The 15460-nt window shown below is 51.9% G+C and carries 16 protein-coding genes; 5 read left to right on the top strand and 11 right to left on the bottom strand.

The features are described from left to right. The first annotated feature begins 130 nt into the window (after positions 1 to 130). Positions 131 to 1267: an N-acetyllactosaminide alpha-2,3-sialyltransferase gene (gene lst, locus RDY34_RS02255; protein WP_308074315.1), complete on the top strand. Its 1137-nt coding sequence runs from the start codon at positions 131 to 133 to the stop codon at positions 1265 to 1267. A 144-nt stretch (positions 1268 to 1411) separates the two neighbouring features. Here lst and RDY34_RS02250 read toward each other — a convergent pair whose 3' ends face one another. Continuing rightward, positions 1412 to 1870: a c-type cytochrome gene (locus RDY34_RS02250; RefSeq protein WP_002213814.1), complete on the bottom strand. Its 459-nt coding sequence runs from the start codon at positions 1868 to 1870 to the stop codon at positions 1412 to 1414. A gap of 253 nt (positions 1871 to 2123) precedes the next feature. On the opposite strand from RDY34_RS02250, the gene RDY34_RS02245 reads away from it, so the two are divergent. Beyond that, complete coding sequence (locus tag RDY34_RS02245) at positions 2124 to 2945, top strand: SDR family oxidoreductase (RefSeq protein ID WP_308074314.1); 822 nt, start codon at positions 2124 to 2126, stop codon at positions 2943 to 2945. A gap of 50 nt (positions 2946 to 2995) precedes the next feature. Here the strand turns inward: RDY34_RS02245 and yciA are convergent, their stop codons facing one another. After that, positions 2996 to 3442: an acyl-CoA thioester hydrolase YciA gene (gene yciA / locus RDY34_RS02240; RefSeq protein ID WP_002213811.1), complete on the bottom strand. Its 447-nt coding sequence runs from the start codon at positions 3440 to 3442 to the stop codon at positions 2996 to 2998. 320 nt (positions 3443 to 3762) lie between these two features. Between yciA and RDY34_RS02235 the strand changes: the two genes are divergently transcribed. Beyond that, positions 3763 to 4110: a hypothetical protein gene (locus RDY34_RS02235; RefSeq protein WP_308072812.1), complete on the top strand. Its 348-nt coding sequence runs from the start codon at positions 3763 to 3765 to the stop codon at positions 4108 to 4110. Positions 4111 to 4700: 590 nt separating this feature from the next. On the opposite strand, the gene RDY34_RS02230 is transcribed toward RDY34_RS02235, so the two are convergent. Further along, complete coding sequence (locus RDY34_RS02230) at positions 4701 to 4832, bottom strand: hypothetical protein (RefSeq protein WP_304672534.1); 132 nt, start codon at positions 4830 to 4832, stop codon at positions 4701 to 4703. Positions 4833 to 4845: 13 nt separating this feature from the next. Then, on the bottom strand, positions 4846 to 5490 hold the full coding sequence (locus tag RDY34_RS02225; RefSeq protein ID WP_308184449.1) for an opacity family porin: 645 nt from the start codon (positions 5488 to 5490) through the stop codon (positions 4846 to 4848). Positions 5491 to 6574: 1084 nt separating this feature from the next. Between RDY34_RS02225 and pip the strand changes: the two genes are divergently transcribed. Further along, complete coding sequence (gene pip / locus RDY34_RS02220) at positions 6575 to 7507, top strand: prolyl aminopeptidase (RefSeq protein WP_308075173.1); 933 nt, start codon at positions 6575 to 6577, stop codon at positions 7505 to 7507. A gap of 56 nt (positions 7508 to 7563) precedes the next feature. Here the strand turns inward: pip and RDY34_RS02215 are convergent, their stop codons facing one another. Both RDY34_RS02215 and dapA read right to left on the bottom strand, forming a co-directional pair. Beyond that, a complete protein-coding gene (locus RDY34_RS02215) occupies positions 7564 to 8760 on the bottom strand; it encodes an NlpB/DapX family lipoprotein (RefSeq protein ID WP_196427928.1) in 1197 nt (398 codons plus the stop codon). A gap of 8 nt (positions 8761 to 8768) precedes the next feature. Then, the gene (gene dapA, locus RDY34_RS02210) at positions 8769 to 9644 is read right to left on the bottom strand and encodes a 4-hydroxy-tetrahydrodipicolinate synthase (protein ID WP_147280652.1); all 876 of its coding nucleotides are present in this window, start codon (positions 9642 to 9644) and stop codon (positions 8769 to 8771) included. A 377-nt stretch (positions 9645 to 10021) separates the two neighbouring features. Here dapA and RDY34_RS02205 point away from each other — a divergent pair, with 377 nt between their 5' ends. Beyond that, positions 10022 to 11413, top strand: a complete 1392-nt coding sequence (locus RDY34_RS02205) for a nucleobase:cation symporter-2 family protein (RefSeq protein WP_308074311.1) — start codon at positions 10022 to 10024, stop codon at positions 11411 to 11413. A 61-nt stretch (positions 11414 to 11474) separates the two neighbouring features. Here the strand turns inward: RDY34_RS02205 and rlmB are convergent, their stop codons facing one another. The 5 genes from rlmB to RDY34_RS02180 form a co-directional block, all read right to left on the bottom strand. Further along, positions 11475 to 12227, bottom strand: coding sequence for a 23S rRNA (guanosine(2251)-2'-O)-methyltransferase RlmB (rlmB, locus tag RDY34_RS02200; protein WP_003675027.1), 753 nt, complete (start codon positions 12225 to 12227; stop codon positions 11475 to 11477). Positions 12228 to 12292: 65 nt separating this feature from the next. Then, positions 12293 to 12781, bottom strand: coding sequence for a DUF456 domain-containing protein (locus RDY34_RS02195; protein WP_003753375.1), 489 nt, complete (start codon positions 12779 to 12781; stop codon positions 12293 to 12295). Between the two features lie 4 nt (positions 12782 to 12785). Then, positions 12786 to 13505: a tRNA adenosine(34) deaminase TadA gene (gene tadA / locus RDY34_RS02190; protein ID WP_003753376.1), complete on the bottom strand. Its 720-nt coding sequence runs from the start codon at positions 13503 to 13505 to the stop codon at positions 12786 to 12788. 3 nt (positions 13506 to 13508) lie between these two features. Beyond that, on the bottom strand, positions 13509 to 14450 hold the full coding sequence (miaA, locus tag RDY34_RS02185; RefSeq protein WP_003753378.1) for a tRNA (adenosine(37)-N6)-dimethylallyltransferase MiaA: 942 nt from the start codon (positions 14448 to 14450) through the stop codon (positions 13509 to 13511). Between the two features lie 353 nt (positions 14451 to 14803). Further along, complete coding sequence (locus tag RDY34_RS02180; protein WP_003709781.1) at positions 14804 to 15388, bottom strand: DUF4274 domain-containing protein; 585 nt, start codon at positions 15386 to 15388, stop codon at positions 14804 to 14806. Positions 15389 to 15460: the final 72 nt, after the last annotated feature.

Here is a 15460-nt window from a genome sequence, read left to right as displayed (position 1 = left end):
CTTGTCCTGATTTAAATTTAAACCACTATAATATTCGGTAACTGTCGGAATATCTGCTAAAATTCCGCATTTTTCCGCCCCGGGACACTCGGGGCGTATGTTCAATTTGTCGGAATGGAGTTTTAGGGATATGGGCTTGAAAAAGGCTTGTTTGACCGTGTTGTGCCTGATTGTTTTTTGCTTCGGGATATTTTATACATTTGACCGGGTAAATCAGGGGGAAAGGAATGCGGTTTCCCTGCTGAAGGACAAACTCTTCAATGAAGAGGGGGAACCGGTCAATCTGATTTTCTGCTATACCATATTGCAGATGAAGGTGGCAGAAAGGATTATGGCGCAGCATCCGGGGGAGCGGTTTTATGTGGTGCTGATGTCTGAAAACAGGAATGAAAAATACGATTATTATTTCAATCAGATAAAGGATAAGGCGGAGCGGGCGTATTTTTTCCACCTGCCCTACGGTTTGAACAAGTCGTTTGATTTCATTCCGACGATGGCGGAGCTGAAGGTAAAGTCGATGCTGCTGCCGAAGGTCAAGCGGATTTATTTGGCAAGTTTGGAAAAAGTCAGCATTGCCGCCTTTTTGAGCACTTACCCGGATGCGGAAATCAAAACCTTTGACGACGGGACAGGCAATTTAATTCAAAGCAGCAGCTATTTGGGCGATGAGTTTTCTGTAAACGGGACGATCAAGCGGAATTTTGCCCGGATGATGATCGGAGATTGGAGCATCGCCAAAACCCGCAATGCTTCCGACGAGCATTACACGATATTCAAGGGTTTGAAAAACATTATGGACGACGGCCGCCGCAAGATGACTTACCTGCCGCTGTTCGATGCGTCCGAACTGAAGGCGGGGGATGAAACGGGCGGCACGGTGCGGATACTTTTGGGTTCGCCCGACAAAGAGATGAAGGAAATTTCGGAAAAGGCGGCAAAAAACTTCAAAATACAATATGTCGCGCCGCATCCCCGCCAAACCTACGGGCTTTCCGGCGTAACCACATTAAATTCGCCCTATGTCATTGAAGACTATATTTTGCGCGAGATTAAGAAAAACCCGCATACGAGGTATGAAATTTATACCTTTTTCAGCGGCGCGGCGTTGACGATGAAGGATTTTCCCAATGTACACGTTTACGCATTGAAACCGGCTTCCCTTCCGGAAGATTATTGGCTCAAGCCGGTGTATGCCCTGTTTACCCAATCCGGCATCCCGATTTTGACATTTGACGATAAAAATCAATCGTATGGTAAATCAAAATAGAAAATGGCGGAGTGCGTGGGGTAAAAATAAGGATAGCGTTTTTTCATTTGGATTGACGATAATTTCTGATTGCTTTGCGTGTGCTTGAAATGGCAAAGAAAATGCCGTCTGAAGGCTTCAGACGGCATTGTTCTGCTTCGGATGTTATTCGGGCGCGCGGAAACTGTCGTGGCAGGATTTGCAGCTTGCACCGGTTTCGCCGTAGGCGGCTTTGATTTCGTCCAGTTTGCCGGTTTGGGCAGCGGCGTTGAGTTTTTCGACGGCGGCGGCGAATTTTGTTTTTTCGGCTTCAAATTTTGCACCATCCGACCAAACGGCGGGCAGGGCGCGGCCGTTGCCTTGCGGATCGGACTCAAAAAGTGTGAACGGTTTCTTGCTGCTTTCGGCAAACGCCGCGGCAGCCTGTTTGAATTTTTCGACATCGTAAGGCTCTTCGCCTTTGACCATTTTGCCCATACGCGAGAAGTCGGGCATCATAGATTTGAACGCGGCGGTGCGGTTTTCGGAAATTTCGCCTTTGGGCTGTGCGGGCGCGCCGCCGTTTCCGCAGGCGGAAAGGAATAGGGCGAGGGCGGTTGCGGCAAGGCGGGTTTGAATGTTCATCGTGTTTCCTTTTCGGTTGAAACCCCGCCCTTTAGGGCGGTAGAATCAGATTTTATTTGGGAAGGGTGTAACCCCTTCCGAATCAGGACGGCACATAGGGCGACGCTTTATGTGTCGTCCTGTGTGTTGAAACATATTGAATGTGTCCTGTCGTGGTGGTATGGTTGTTGTCATTTTCAGCCGGCGCGATGCCGTCTGAAAGGCGTTATGATACCTGAAACAGGTTTGGGAAACGAGAAAGAAAGGAAAAACAATGGCTGTTTTAATTACCGGTGCTTCGGCAGGATTCGGCGAAGCGATGTGCCGTGCGTTTGTCGGGGCGGGATACCGCGTTATCGGTGCGGCGCGCCGTGCGGACAGGCTTCAGACCTTGGCGGATGAATTGGGTGCTTTGTTTTACCCTTTGGAAATGGACGTGTCGCGACGCGAGTCGGTGGAAAATGCCTTAAACGGCATCCCCGATGAATTTTCCGACATCGACTGCCTTATCAACAATGCCGGGCTGGCTTTGGGTTTGGACACGGCGGACAAGGCGGATTTTGAAGATTGGGAAACAATGATTCAAACCAATGTTTTGGGTTTGACGTTCCTGACGCGCAAGATTTTGCCGCAAATGGTGGAACGCGGCGGCGGCTATGTGATGAATTTGGGTTCGATTGCAGGCAATTATGCTTATGCCGGCAGCAACGTTTACGGGGCGACCAAGGCGTTTGTGCGCCAGTTCAGCCTGAATTTGCGCGCAGAGCTGGCGGATAAGAACATCCGCGTTACCAATATCGAGCCGGGTTTGTGCGGCGATACGGAGTTTTCTAACGTGCGTTTCAAAGGCGATGACGAGAGGGCGGCGGGCGTGTATGAGGGTGTGGAATTTATCCGCCCCGAAGATATTGCGGAAACCGCATTGTGGCTGTACCGCCGTCCGGCGCATATGAATGTGAACACGATTGAAATTATGCCCGTGGCGCAGACTTTTGCAGGAATGAAAGTGATAAAAAAAGCCGTGCCGGAAGTGCGGGAAGATTTTGAAAAACAGAGTATGTCGCTGTTTTCCCGCATCAGGTCTTGGTTCAAATGATACGGAATGCCGTCTGAAGACAGTTTCAGACGGCATTTTTACGGGTATTTTTACGGAGTAGGCAATAAGCCCGCCAATTTGGGGTTGCCTTCTTTCGGAATCGGGCGCGGATTGCCTTCCGCATCGATGGCGACATAAGTGAACACGGCTTCGGTTACGAGGTGGCGGTCTTCGGTAACGCAATCGTTCATCAAAGTTTTCACCCAGACTTCGACTTTAAGCTGGAGGGAAGTATTGCCCACGCGGACGCAATGCCCGTAGCAGCAGACGACGTTGCCGACCTTGACCGGGCGGATGAAGTTCATTTCCTGAACGGCGACGGTAACGATGCGTCCCCGCGCGATTTCCGCCGCCAATATGCCGCCGCCCAAATCCATTTGCGACATAATCCAGCCGCCGAAAATGTCTTGGTTGGGATTGGTATCGCGCGGCATAGCGACGGTACGCAGGAGCAGTTCGCCTTGAGGGCGTTGGCGGTTGCCTTCTTCGTGCTGCATAAAGTTTCCTTGTTTTATTGAAATATAAATCGGACCTGCACCCCTGCCCGAAACGGGAAGTCGGGAAGTGCGTAGTTTAACCCATTTGAGACATACAAGGGCGGGCGAGGGACAGATTCGCAAGGCGCATTGTAGGGCGGGGCTGTAGGGTGGGCTTCAGTCCGCCATTTCCATCAATCCAACATTTCTACCGTTTTCATCGAATCCATCGAATCCGCCCCTTTCGACGACCCAGCCCTACGCAACTGAACCGTCATTCCCACGAAAGTGGGAATCTAGAACGCGGGGTTTGGGCAACTGTTTTTATCCGATAAGTTTCTGTGCGGACAGGTCTAGATTCCCGCCTGCACGGAAATGACGAGTTTCAAGATTACGGTGTTGTCGGGGATGACGAGTTTCAAGATTGCGGTGTTGTCGGGAATGACGGATTTCAAGATTACGGTATTGTCGGGAATGACGGTTCGGGTATTTCACTGCGCCCGCCCCGCGCCTGTAAACGGCAAGTGCATCAAAAATACCGTCTGAAGGTTCAGACGGCATCGGTATCGGGGAATCAGCGAGCCGGAGGGTGGGCTTCAGCCCGCCATTTCCATCAATCCAACATTTCTACCGTTTTCATTGAATCCATCGAATCCGTCCCTTTCGACAACCCAGCCCTACGCAACTGAACCGTCATTCCCACGAAAGTGGGAATCTAGAACGCGGGGTTTCAGTCATTTCCGATAGATTCCCGCCGCGTCGGGGGTCTGGATTCCCGCCTGTGCGGGAATGACGGGTTTCAAGATTACGGTGTTGTCGGGGATGACGGTACGGGTATTCCTGACGATTCGGGTATTTCTGATAGGGTGGATTCTCAAGGTACTGCGTAGGTGTCGGGTTCGTAAAGAGGGTGCATAGAGAGGGTTGTAGGGTGGGCTTCAGCCCACCGCATCAAGGGGTTTGGGGAATCGGCGGGGTCGGCGGTTTCGGTTTCTTGTGGGAATGGGCGGGATGGATAACATTGACGGAGTTGGTGGGATTGGTGGGCTGAAGCCCACCCTACAGCCCACTGATATACCGTCATTCCCGCGCAGGCGGGAATCCAGACCTGTCCGCACAGAAACTTATCGGATAAAACGGTTTCTTTAGATTTTACGTCCTAGATTCCCACTTTCGTGGGAATGACGGAATTTTGGTTTCCGTGCGGACGTGTTCGGATTCCCGCCTGCGCGGGAATGACGGGTTTCAAGATTATGGTGTTGTCGGACGGATTTCGAGATTACGGTGTTGTCGGACGGGTTTCAAGATTACGGTGTTGTCGGGAATGACGGTTCGGGTATTTCACTGCGCCCGCCCCGCGCCTGTAAACGGCAAGTGCATCAAAAATGCCGTCTGAAGGTTCAGACGGCATCGGTATCGGGGAATCAGAAGCGGTAGCGCACGCCCAATGAGGCTTCGTGGGTTTTGAAGCGGGTGTTTTCCAGGTGTCCCCAGTAGTGGTAGCGGTATCCGGTGTCCAAGGTCAGGTTGGGTGTGATGTCGATGCCTACGCCTGCCACCGCGCCGAAGCCCACGCGGCGGATGCTGTGGCTTTGGTGTAAGGGCGGGTGGGCGTTGGTCGGTCCGCTCACGATATTGGCGATGGTAACGGTTACTTGGTCTTCTACAGCAATGCTGTGTTTGATTTTGCCTAAACCAACCCGTGCACCAACATAGGGTTTGAAGCGGGTGCCGGTATCGAAATCGTAGATGGCGGAGATGCCATAGTTGGATTCGGCTTTGAACGTGCCTTTGTCGGTATGGTCTATTTCTGTTTTTGTGTCAACAGGATTACCTCGAGGAGGAGTGATTGTTTTAGTATTTTCTGCGTGAATATGCTTGCCATGCCTCCAGGTATTGTAACGGGCGTAATCGAGAGCGATGCGCCAGTTGCCGAAATCGTAGCCGACGGAAAGGCGTGGATGGGTGGAATGGGTTTTGACGTCGCGGTAGTCGTCGAAGATTTTTGCGTTGTCGCCGGGATAATCGTGGGTAATGTGTTCGTAGGCGTAGGCTAAATCTGCCTGCACATACGGACCGCGGCCATTGTCTTCACTTGCCGCCTGCGCTGCGGAAGAGAAGAGAAGAGAAGAGAAGAGAAGAGAAGAGAAGAGAAGAGAAGAGAAGAGAAGAGAAGAGAAGGGTTTTTTTGGGGGCTGGATTCATTTTCGGCTCCGTATTCGGTTTAACTGATTAAAAAAGAACGATTTTCACTGATGGTTCAAGGGCAGATTGTATCGGGTTTGGGGCGATGTTTCAATAAGAAACAATAAGAAAGCCGCCATTATGGTTTAATCTTGCGTGTTGAACCTGAGGGCAAGGGCTTGCACCATTTTGAAATAAGGCCGATCCGCCGCCTTGAAGGGTGGGGCTTAACTGTTAGGAAATAATGGCAAAGAGGCTTGTTTCTGTCTGACATTGTATGGGTTTTCTTTTCAATGATATATTTCCGCCTGTTTATGCAATATTTTCCGATTGATGGTTTTTATAGTGGATTAACAAAAACCAGTACGGCGTTACCTCGCCTTAGCTCAAAGAGAACGATTCTCTAAGGTGCTGAAGCACCAAGTGAATCGGTTCCGTACTATTTGTACTGTCTGCGGCTTCGTCGCCTTGTCCTGATTTTTGTTAATTCACTATGTAGTTGGTTAAAATAAAACTAAGCCAAGGAAGCACTGCCGTCATTCCCGCGCAGGCGGGAATCCAGACCTTAGAACAACAGCAATATTCAAAGATTATCTGAAAGTCCGAGATTCTAGATTCCCGCCTGCGCGGGAATGACGAAAAGTGGTGGGAATGACGGTTCGGGCATTCCTTAAATCACCCGTGTATTGCTGTAAATCTTAGAGATGGCGGAATATAGCGGATTAACAAAAACCAGTACGGCGCTGCCTCGTCTTAGCTCAAAGAGAACGATTCTCTAAGGTGCTGAAGCACCAAGTGAATCGGTTCCGTACTATTTGTACTGTCTGCGGCTTCGTCGCCTTGTCCTGATTTTTGTTAATCCACTATATCGCGATTTTTCGGCATTTGCCTTTCGGGGCGGCTTGTGTTTTGTGCGTGATGTCGCGTGTCGGGATGTTCGGATTGTCAGAAGCAATATGGGAGAAGATGATGTATGAGATAAAACAGCCTTTTCATAGCGGATACTTGCAGGTGTCTGAAATTCATCAAATTTATTGGGAAGAGTCGGGCAATCCCGACGGTGTGCCGGTGATTTTTTTACACGGCGGGCCGGGGGCGGGGGCTTTGCCCGAATGCCGGGGTTTTTTTAATCCTGATGTGTTCCGCATCGTCATCATCGACCAGCGCGGTTGCGGGCGTTCGCGCCCGTATGCCTGTGCGGAAGATAATACGACTTGGGATTTGGTGGCGGATATCGAAAGAGTTCGTGAAATGCTGGGTATTGAAAAATGGCTGGTGTTCGGCGGATCTTGGGGCAGCACTTTGTCGCTGGCTTATGCCCAAACCCATCCAGAACGGGTAAAGGGATTGGTATTGCGCGGGATATTTTTGTGCAGGCCGTCTGAAACGGCGTGGCTGAACGAGGCGGGCGGTGTGAGCCAGATTTATCCGGAACAATGGCAAAAATTTGTCGCGCCGATTGCTGAAAATCGGCGGAACCGGCTGATTGAGGCGTATCACGGATTGCTGTTTCATCAAGATGAAGAAGTGTGCCTGTCTGCCGCGAAGGCTTGGGCGGATTGGGAAAGCTATCTGATCCGTTTCGAGCCGGAGGAAGTGGATGAAGATGCTTATGCCTCGCTGGCAATCGCGCGTTTGGAAAACCATTATTTTGTCAACGGCGGCTGGTTGCAGGGCGATAGGGCGATTTTGAACAATATCGGCAAAATACGGCATATCCCGACCATTATCGTGCAGGGGCGGTATGATTTGTGTACGCCGATGCAGAGTGCGTGGGCGCTGTCGAAAGCCTTTCTCGAAGCGGAATTGAGGGTGGTTCAGGCAGGGCATCGTGCGTTCGATCCGCCTTTGGCGGATGCGTTGGTTCAGGCGGTTGAGGATATTTTTCCTCGGTTGTTGTAAAAAGTTCCGCACAAAAAAGCAGCTTCTGTTTGGAAGCTGCTTTTGTTTTGAACGGTTTAACGCAGTTCGGAATGGAGTTTGCCCAATAATGCGGATGCGTCTTTGCCGGCATATGCGCTGCCGTCTTTGTTGAGCAGGACAATGCGCGAGCCGTCGGCAACGGGTTCTGCATAGACAATCAGTTCCGGCTGTTCGGCAGGTTTCTCCGCTTTGCCTTTGCCCAGCAGGCGTTTGAACAGCCCCGGTTTTTGTTCGGTAACTGCATTGCTTTCGTTCGGGGCTTTTTGAACCAGGAAGGCGTGGCGTTCGGTGTTTTGACCGACGACGGTCAGTCCGATGCGGTCAAGGGCGAGCGCGGTGCGCCGCCAGTTTCTGCCGTAGTCGCCAAAGACAATCAGGCTTTTGCCTTCGATACGCGCCATTTCGTTGGCGGCGGGAAGGGTCGGTTTTTTTGCCAATGCGTTTTCCGCCTGCTGTCCGTCAACGCCCAAATATTGCATAAAGCGCGTCAGGAATGCCGCTTCGAGGTTGGGGTCGGAAGCGGAAGGCTGCCACATGGTCGTGTCTTTGTTTTTGTCGCCATACACTTCTTTCATCGCTTTGTGGGCGAAGAAGATGTCGGAAACGCCGTTTTTGCCCTGTTCGATACGGACGATGAATTTGTCGCGCTCGCCGGTGGAGTAGATGCCGCCCAAACCGACTTTGTCGAATAGGCGGCGCAAGCTGTCTTGGGGGATTTTGGCACGGTTTTCCGCCCACTCGGTTTCCATTTGTCCGATGGCAGGTTCTTCGGACTTGATGTCGAAGCCGTTTTCCTGCCAGAAGGCTTTCAGGAGCGGCCATATTTCCGCCGGTGATTTGCCATCGACAACGAGCCAGCGTTGGCTGCCGTCGCGCTCGAGACGGACGCCTTTGACGCTTTTCAATACCTCGGCATCGGCAGGCTGTTGGACGGCGGGTGTGCGGCGTTTTTCCAAATCGCTGGCGCGGACGGCTCCCGAACCGGCAGGAAGGCGGTAGAGGTTGCCTTGGTCGGGGTTGTTTAAGTCGGGGGGAACTTCGAGTTTCACCGAACGGTTCGACTGGCTTTGATAGTCAAGTTTGGGCTGTTCGGTCGTGCTGCCGGTGCAGGCAGTCAGTCCGATGAGGAGTAGTGCGGAGATTACAGGTTTGATATGGGTCATCGTGTCATCCTGTGTGATGGATATTAAAGTGTTTGTTGCGTTATGCCGTCTGAACGCTTCAGACGGCATGGCTATATTTAAAGTTGTCCTGAGGCTTTCAGGGCGGCGCGGACTTTTGCTTGTCCGTTTTCCGTCAGCGGAACGAGCGGCAAACGGACGTGCGGTTCGCATTTGCCCAGGGCGGATACCGCCCATTTCGGTGCGGCGGGACTGGGTTCGCAGAACATGGTGTCATAAATCGGAATCAGCCGGTCGTTGAGTTCGCGTGCGAGGGCGATATCGCCTTGAAGCGCGGCGCGGCACATATCGGCAAAGAGCTTGGGTGCGGCGTTGGCGGCTACGGTAATAACGCCGTGTCCGCCGCACAGCATGAACGGCAGGGCGGTATGGTCGTCGCCGGAAAGGACGGCGAAGCCTTCGGGGGCGCGGTTGATGAGTTCGATGTTGCTGCCGATGTTGCCGCTGGCTTCTTTCACGCCCACGATATTGGGGATTTCTGAAAGGCGCAGGATGGTGTCGTTAGTCATGCTGACGACGGTACGGCCGGGCACGTTGTAGATAATCATCGGAATCGAAGTGGCTTCGGCGATGGTTTTGAAATGTTGGTAAATGCCTTCTTGGGAGGGCTTGTTGTAATAGGGGACGACGGAGAGAGTGAAGTCTGCACCGGCTTTTTCAGCGGCTTGCGAAAGTGCGATGGCTTCAAGGGTGTTGTTGGCGCCGGTACCTGCGATGACGGGGACGCGCTTGTTGACGTGTTTGACCGTTTCTTCGATTACGCTTAAATGTTCTTCGACGGAGAGGGTGGCGGATTCGCCTGTCGTGCCGACGGCGACGATGCCGTCGGTACCGCTTTCGATATGCCAGTCGATCAAATCGCGGAGTTGTTCGTAATGGATGCTGCCGTCTTGATTCATCGGGGTAATCAGGGCAACCAAGCTACCTTGTAACATACGGAAACCTTTTATTCATTGAGTGAGGTCGATTATGCTTCGGATTGTAGCTTACTTTGTTGTTTGTGTGAAACATATCGGTCGCACGGTTGGTTCTGAGGCTTAAGTTCTATCATATCTTAATAAATAATATTTTTTATAATCATGAAATTATTGGGTTTAAGCAGTGGATGCGCGGTTGAGGATTAAAATGTGTTAAGCGCATGAAGGCTCTCTGAAAATGAAGGACTGTCCGGTGCGGAAATTCAAAGAAATTTGAATTCGGACAACCGGTGGTGTTTTTGCACATGAGGATTTGAATTGATAAGGAATCTTTGATTCGTTACAATTTCGTTCTTAAAATTTTTTAACGTTTGACAACGGATAGAAAGACTCCAATGGCTGAAACAATGAAAAAACAGGCGGATTCGCCTGATTTGGTGTACGGTTTGGAAGACAGGCCGCCGTTCGGTAATGCGCTCTTGAGTGCCGTTACCCATCTTTTGGCGATTTTTGTGCCGATGATTACGCCCGCGCTGATTGTGGGCGGCGCGCTGGAACTGCCGGTGGAAATGACGGCGTATCTCGTGTCGATGGCGATGGTTGCGTCGGGTGTCGGCACTTATTTGCAGGTCAACCGCTTCGGGCCGGTCGGTTCGGGGATGCTGTCCATCCAGTCGGTGAATTTTTCGTTCGTTACCGTGATGATTGCGCTGGGCGCAGGGATGAAAGAGGGCGGTTTGACTAAGGATGCGATGATTTCGACGCTCTTGGGCGTATCGTTTGTCGGCGCGTTTTTGGTGTGTTTCTCGGCGTGGCTTCTGCCGTATTTGAAAAAAGTGATTACGCCGACGGTTAGCGGTGTGGTCGTGATGCTGATTGGCTTGAGTTTGGTACACGTCGGCATTACTGATTTCGGTGGCGGCTTCGGCGCGAAGGCGGACGGCACGTTCGGCTCGATGGAAAACTTGGGGTTGGCTTCGCTGGTGTTGCTGATTGTGTTGATATTCAACTGCATGAAAAATCCGCTGCTGCGGATGAGCGGCATTGCGGTCGGGCTGATTGCCGGCTACATTGTCGCGCTGTTTTTGGGTAAGGTGGATTTTTCCGCACTGCAAAACCTGCCGCTGGTTACGCTGCCCGTACCGTTTAAATACGGTTTTGCTTTCGACTGGCACGCGTTTGTTGTGGCGGGCGCGATTTTCCTGTTGAGCGTGTTTGAGGCGGTCGGCGATTTGACCGCAACGGCAATGGTGTCCGATCAGCCGATTGAAGGCGAGGAATACACCAAACGTTTGCGCGGCGGCGTGTTGGCGGACGGCTTGGTGTCGGTGATTGCGACGGCTTTGGGTTCGCTGCCGCTGACGACGTTTGCGCAAAACAACGGCGTGATTCAGATGACCGGCGTGGCTTCGCGCCATGTGGGCAAATATATTGCCGTGATTTTGGTGCTGTTGGGTCTGTTCCCCGTTGTCGGTCGCGCGTTTACGACGATTCCGAGTCCGGTGTTGGGCGGCGCGATGGTTTTGATGTTCGGTCTGATTGCGATTGCGGGCGTGCGGATTTTGGTCAGCCACGGCATCCGCAGGCGCGAAGCGGTAATTGCGGCAACGTCGGTCGGCTTGGGTTTGGGCGTGGCGTTTGAGCCGGAAGTGTTTAAAAACCTGCCCGTCTTGTTCCAAAACTCTATTTCTGCAGGCGGCATTACGGCAGTCTTGCTGAATTTGGTCTTGCCCGAAGATAAAACCGAGGCGGCGGTCAAGTTTGATACCAACCACTTGGAACACTGATTTTGAAAATGAATGCCGTCTGAAACAGAATCCCTGTTTCAGACGGCATTGTTTTTGAGGCTTACGCTTTTTCGTTTTTTAATACGCGTTGCCGGCGTGTTTCACTTAATACCATTCCGGCAGACACGGAGACGTTCATGCTTTCGACCGTGCCGAACATGGGTATGGACACCAGCATGTCGCAATGTTCGCGTGTCAGGCGGCGCATACCGTCGCCTTCGTTGCCCATCACCCACGCCGCGCTGTCGGGCAGATCGCAATGGTAAAGGTCGGCGTCGCCGCCCATGTCGGTGCCGATAATCCAGATGCCGTATTCTTTCAGCTCGCGCAGGGTGCGGGCGAGATTGGTTACGGTGATGTAGGGGACGGTTTCCGCGGCACCGCAGGCGACTTTGCTGACGGTGGCGTTCAGTCCCGCGCTTTTGTCTTTCGGTGCGATGACGGCATGTACGCCCATTGCGTCGGCGGTACGCAGGCATGCGCCGAGGTTGTGCGGATCGGTGATGCCGTCGAGTATCAGCAGCAGCGGCGGTTCGCTTAAGTTTTCCAATACGTCTTCGAGGTGGACGTGGTTTTTGGAGGCATCGATAAATCCGACTACGCCCTGATGGCGCGCGCCTTTGCTGATGGCGTTGAGGCGGTCGGCATCGGCAAAATATACGCGGATGTTTTCGTTTGCCGCCTTTTCCAACACTTCGCGCGTGCGTGCGTCTGATTTGCCTTCTTGGATGTAGAGTTCGACGATGGATTTGGGGTTTTGCCACAATCGGGCATTGACGGCGTGGAAGCCGTAGATGGGTCTTTGGTTTGCCATATGGTGCTTTATGAAAAGGGTTCAGACGGCATTATAGCAATTTGCCGGTATGCCGTCTGAAGGGGTTAAAACAGGTAGGCGATGTATTTCACCAACAGGATAAACAAGATGGATACGGCGCAGCCGATTTTGAACGCCGTGCCGACGACAAGTCCCAACAGTGTACCCAAGCCCGCTTTACCTGCCTGAAGCATATTGCGCCGATCGATCAGTTCGCCTGCCGCCGCGCCGATAAAGGGGCCGAGTATTAGTCCGGGAAGGGAGAAAAATATGCCGATGATGCTGCCGGCCAATGCGCCGCGAACGGCGAGCTTGCCCGCTCCGGTATATTTTGTCCCCCATATGCCTGCCACATAGTCCGCCAGTATGCCGGCAAGGCTGATGAGTCCGACCGTCCACAAAACGCCCGCGCCGTAAATTTGGTAGCCGCCGACATAGGCAAGCAGCCATGTTCCGGCAAACATCAATGCCAATCCGGGCAGGGCGGGGTAAACGATGCCTGCCGTGCCGACGGCTATCAGGGCGAGGGCGAGGATGACGGTCAGTACGGTCATAGGTTCAACCTTTTCTTTTGTTCTGAAAAAAACGGCTTAATACGGCGCGGCATTCTTCTTGTAGGATTCCGCCCCGTATGGCGGTGTGCGTATTGAGGCGTTTGTCGGCAAACAGGTTGACAATGCTGCCTGCCGCGCCGGTTTTGGGTTCTGCCGCACCGTATATCACGCGCTTGATTCGTGCCTGTATCAGTGCGGACGCGCACATGGCGCAGGGTTCGAGGGTGATATATATGTCGCATCCGTCAAGGCGGTAGTTTTGCATTTCGCTGCCTGCCTGTGCCAAGGCGTTGATTTCGGCGTGGCAGCTGACATTGCAGTCGGCAATGCAGGTGTTGTGTGCCGATGCGATGATTTTGCCGTCTGAAACGATGACTGCCCCGACGGGTATTTCGCCGTCGGCGGCGGATTGTTCTGCTTGGCGCAGTGCTTCGCGCATGAAGTGTTCCATTTCTTCCTGCGGAGGAAAGGCGGCGACGGGCGGATGTTTTTTCAACTCGGCAAGCAGGCGCGTTTTGTCGTGTTGCGTGATTTCTTGCGGGAGTGTGCCGTTCAGCAGCGACTCAAGCTGCCACAGCGTGCTTTTCGTGAGGGTCAAACCTGATGCCTTCAATAACAAGAAGGTTTGAACCGCGCCGGTCTGACGCAGTTCTTCGAGCGTATGGATACCGAGCCTGTGTAGGGCGGCGACGGTTTTGGGGGCGAGCGGCGGCGTGGTCAGCATAGTTTATACACCGAAAAACCGTTTTGCCGCCTCAATCAGGCGCGTGCCTGAAGTGCCGTCTGAAAATGGGTCGGCAACGCAGTCTAAAGGTGTTTTGCGTAACCAAGTCAGTTGGCGTTTGGCAAGTTGGCGCGTGGCGGCAATGCCTTTTTCGATGAAGGTTTGTCTGTCGGTTGCGCCGTCAAGGTATTCCCACGCCTGACGGTAGCCGACACAGCGTATGGCGGGGGAGTCGGCGGTCAGGCCGGGATAGAGACGGCGCAGGTTTTCTACTTCGCCGATAAAGCCCTGTTCAAGCATCAGGTGGAAACGCAGGGCGATGTTTTCATGCAGGCGGGCGCGGTTTTCGGGAATCAGGGCGGTGGTATGCAAATCAAAAGGGAGCGTATGGGAGGTTGGGCTGCCGAGATGCGTACTCATCGGTTTGCCGGTTAAATAATAAACTTCCAAAGCGCGTCCGATACGCTGGCTGTCGTTCGGTTTCAGACGGCATGCTGTTTCAGGGTCGACTTTTTGCAGGGTGCGGTAGAGGAAATCCAAGCCGTACATTTGTTTTTGTTCGTCCAAGTCGGCACGCAGGCAGGCATCGGCCTCGGGCAAATCGTTCAAACCTTGGGTCAGGGCGCGGAAATACATCATTGTGCCGCCGACAATCAGCGGACATTTCCCACGCGCCGTGATTTCGCCAATCAGACGCGTGCAGTCTTCGACAAAACGGGCGGCACTGTATGATTCGGCAGGCGTAATGATGTCGATAAGGTGGTGCGGAACAAAGGCGCGTTCGGCGGGGGAGGGTTTCGCCGTGCCGATGTCCATATCGCGGTAAACCAGCGCGGAATCGAGGCTGATGATTTCGACAGGCAGGGTTTCGGCAATTTTGAGGGCGAGCGCGGTTTTGCCGCAGGCGGTCGGCCCGAGCAGGGCAAAGGCTTTCGGGGTCGGCATGATGTTTCAGGGTTGCGAAAATGCGGATTATAGCGGAAAGCGTGCCGACGTTATATTTTGCTTTGCGGAAGCACGCCGACGGCAAGGGGGCGTGTTTACCGTATGCCTTTATAAAATTTCAAACCGACGCGCCGGGTTTTCAATATGCCCGTGCCCGATGCCGCCTTGTCCGCAGGCATCAGCGGCAGCGTCCGATTTTTCGGGGAACGTCCGCACTAGGTATATTTAACGAGTGAACACTAAGTATGTTAAGTAGCTACGTTCGTATGTAGGAACATATCCATGAACTTTTTAACGATAGCTTAAGGTTATCGTTAAAAGGTATTACCTCGCCAAACTGGGATTTATCTTTTTTATTCATCCAAAGCGTTGTAAAGCTTGTCCATAATTACAGAAAGGGCTTCTGGAATTCCTTCATCCCAGTCTGGACTTTCAAGAATTTCACCATCTAACGCCTTAAACATTACTTCTGGTATTTTTGATTTTGCTTTACTATCGTCATATCCTTTTGTCCAATCATGTCCTCCAGAATATAAATCGTTAGCCGGATTAAATGCATAAATTTGATCATTATAAAAATCAGAAAGATAGTTTGTTTCAATGGTATCTAAAATATCATAATCTTCTAAGCCCCATGAATATTTTTCTTCGCATTCTTTTCTGTCCACACAGTTCTCTTTATAAAAATCAGGTGCCATGTACCAGTACAAATAAAGGATTGTGCCTCTGTCAGTATCTGGCTGATCAACTATCCACTGGATTACTTTTTTAGAATTATCAAAGTTCCAACTTATTGCTAATAGCTGTCTTTCTTTCGGAGTATTTTTCTTAAGAAAATCAATAATAAGCTCTGTGCTTAATTTCTCAAATTCATCGTCATCAATTTTGACTTCGTCCCATTCAAAATCGTCATTGAGAATATCACTTATCGTTAACATACTGTACCTCCTAAAATTTCGATTTGTAACTATCTTTTTTTGAACAAATATCTGTTATTTACTATCAGAACC

This window comes from Neisseria polysaccharea, from assembly GCF_963392925.1.
GTDB lineage: Bacteria > Pseudomonadota > Gammaproteobacteria > Burkholderiales > Neisseriaceae > Neisseria > Neisseria polysaccharea.
This window is presented reverse-complemented; position numbering and strand designations above follow the sequence as displayed.

What these genes read in the sequence shown, in the direction of transcription:
- lst (WP_308074315.1), top strand. Translation starts at nt 131, where the DNA reads ATGGGCTTGAAAAAGGCTTGTTTGACCGTGTTGTGCCTGATTGTTTTT.
- RDY34_RS02250 (WP_002213814.1), bottom strand. Translation starts at nt 1,870, where the DNA reads ATGAACATTCAAACCCGCCTTGCCGCAACCGCCCTCGCCCTATTCCTT.
- RDY34_RS02245 (WP_308074314.1), top strand. Translation starts at nt 2,124, where the DNA reads ATGGCTGTTTTAATTACCGGTGCTTCGGCAGGATTCGGCGAAGCGATG.
- yciA (WP_002213811.1), bottom strand. Translation starts at nt 3,442, where the DNA reads ATGCAGCACGAAGAAGGCAACCGCCAACGCCCTCAAGGCGAACTGCTC.
- RDY34_RS02230 (WP_304672534.1), bottom strand. Translation starts at nt 4,832, where the DNA reads ATGCCGTCTGAACCTTCAGACGGCATTTTTGATGCACTTGCCGTTTAC.
- pip (WP_308075173.1), top strand. Translation starts at nt 6,575, where the DNA reads ATGTATGAGATAAAACAGCCTTTTCATAGCGGATACTTGCAGGTGTCT.
- RDY34_RS02215 (WP_196427928.1), bottom strand. Translation starts at nt 8,760, where the DNA reads ATGCCGTCTGAAGCGTTCAGACGGCATAACGCAACAAACACTTTAATA.
- dapA (WP_147280652.1), bottom strand. Translation starts at nt 9,644, where the DNA reads ATGTTACAAGGTAGCTTGGTTGCCCTGATTACCCCGATGAATCAAGAC.
- RDY34_RS02205 (WP_308074311.1), top strand. Translation starts at nt 10,022, where the DNA reads ATGGCTGAAACAATGAAAAAACAGGCGGATTCGCCTGATTTGGTGTAC.
- rlmB (WP_003675027.1), bottom strand. Translation starts at nt 12,227, where the DNA reads ATGGCAAACCAAAGACCCATCTACGGCTTCCACGCCGTCAATGCCCGA.
- RDY34_RS02195 (WP_003753375.1), bottom strand. Translation starts at nt 12,781, where the DNA reads ATGACCGTACTGACCGTCATCCTCGCCCTCGCCCTGATAGCCGTCGGC.
- tadA (WP_003753376.1), bottom strand. Translation starts at nt 13,505, where the DNA reads ATGCTGACCACGCCGCCGCTCGCCCCCAAAACCGTCGCCGCCCTACAC.
- miaA (WP_003753378.1), bottom strand. Translation starts at nt 14,450, where the DNA reads ATGCCGACCCCGAAAGCCTTTGCCCTGCTCGGGCCGACCGCCTGCGGC.
- RDY34_RS02180 (WP_003709781.1), bottom strand. Translation starts at nt 15,388, where the DNA reads ATGTTAACGATAAGTGATATTCTCAATGACGATTTTGAATGGGACGAA.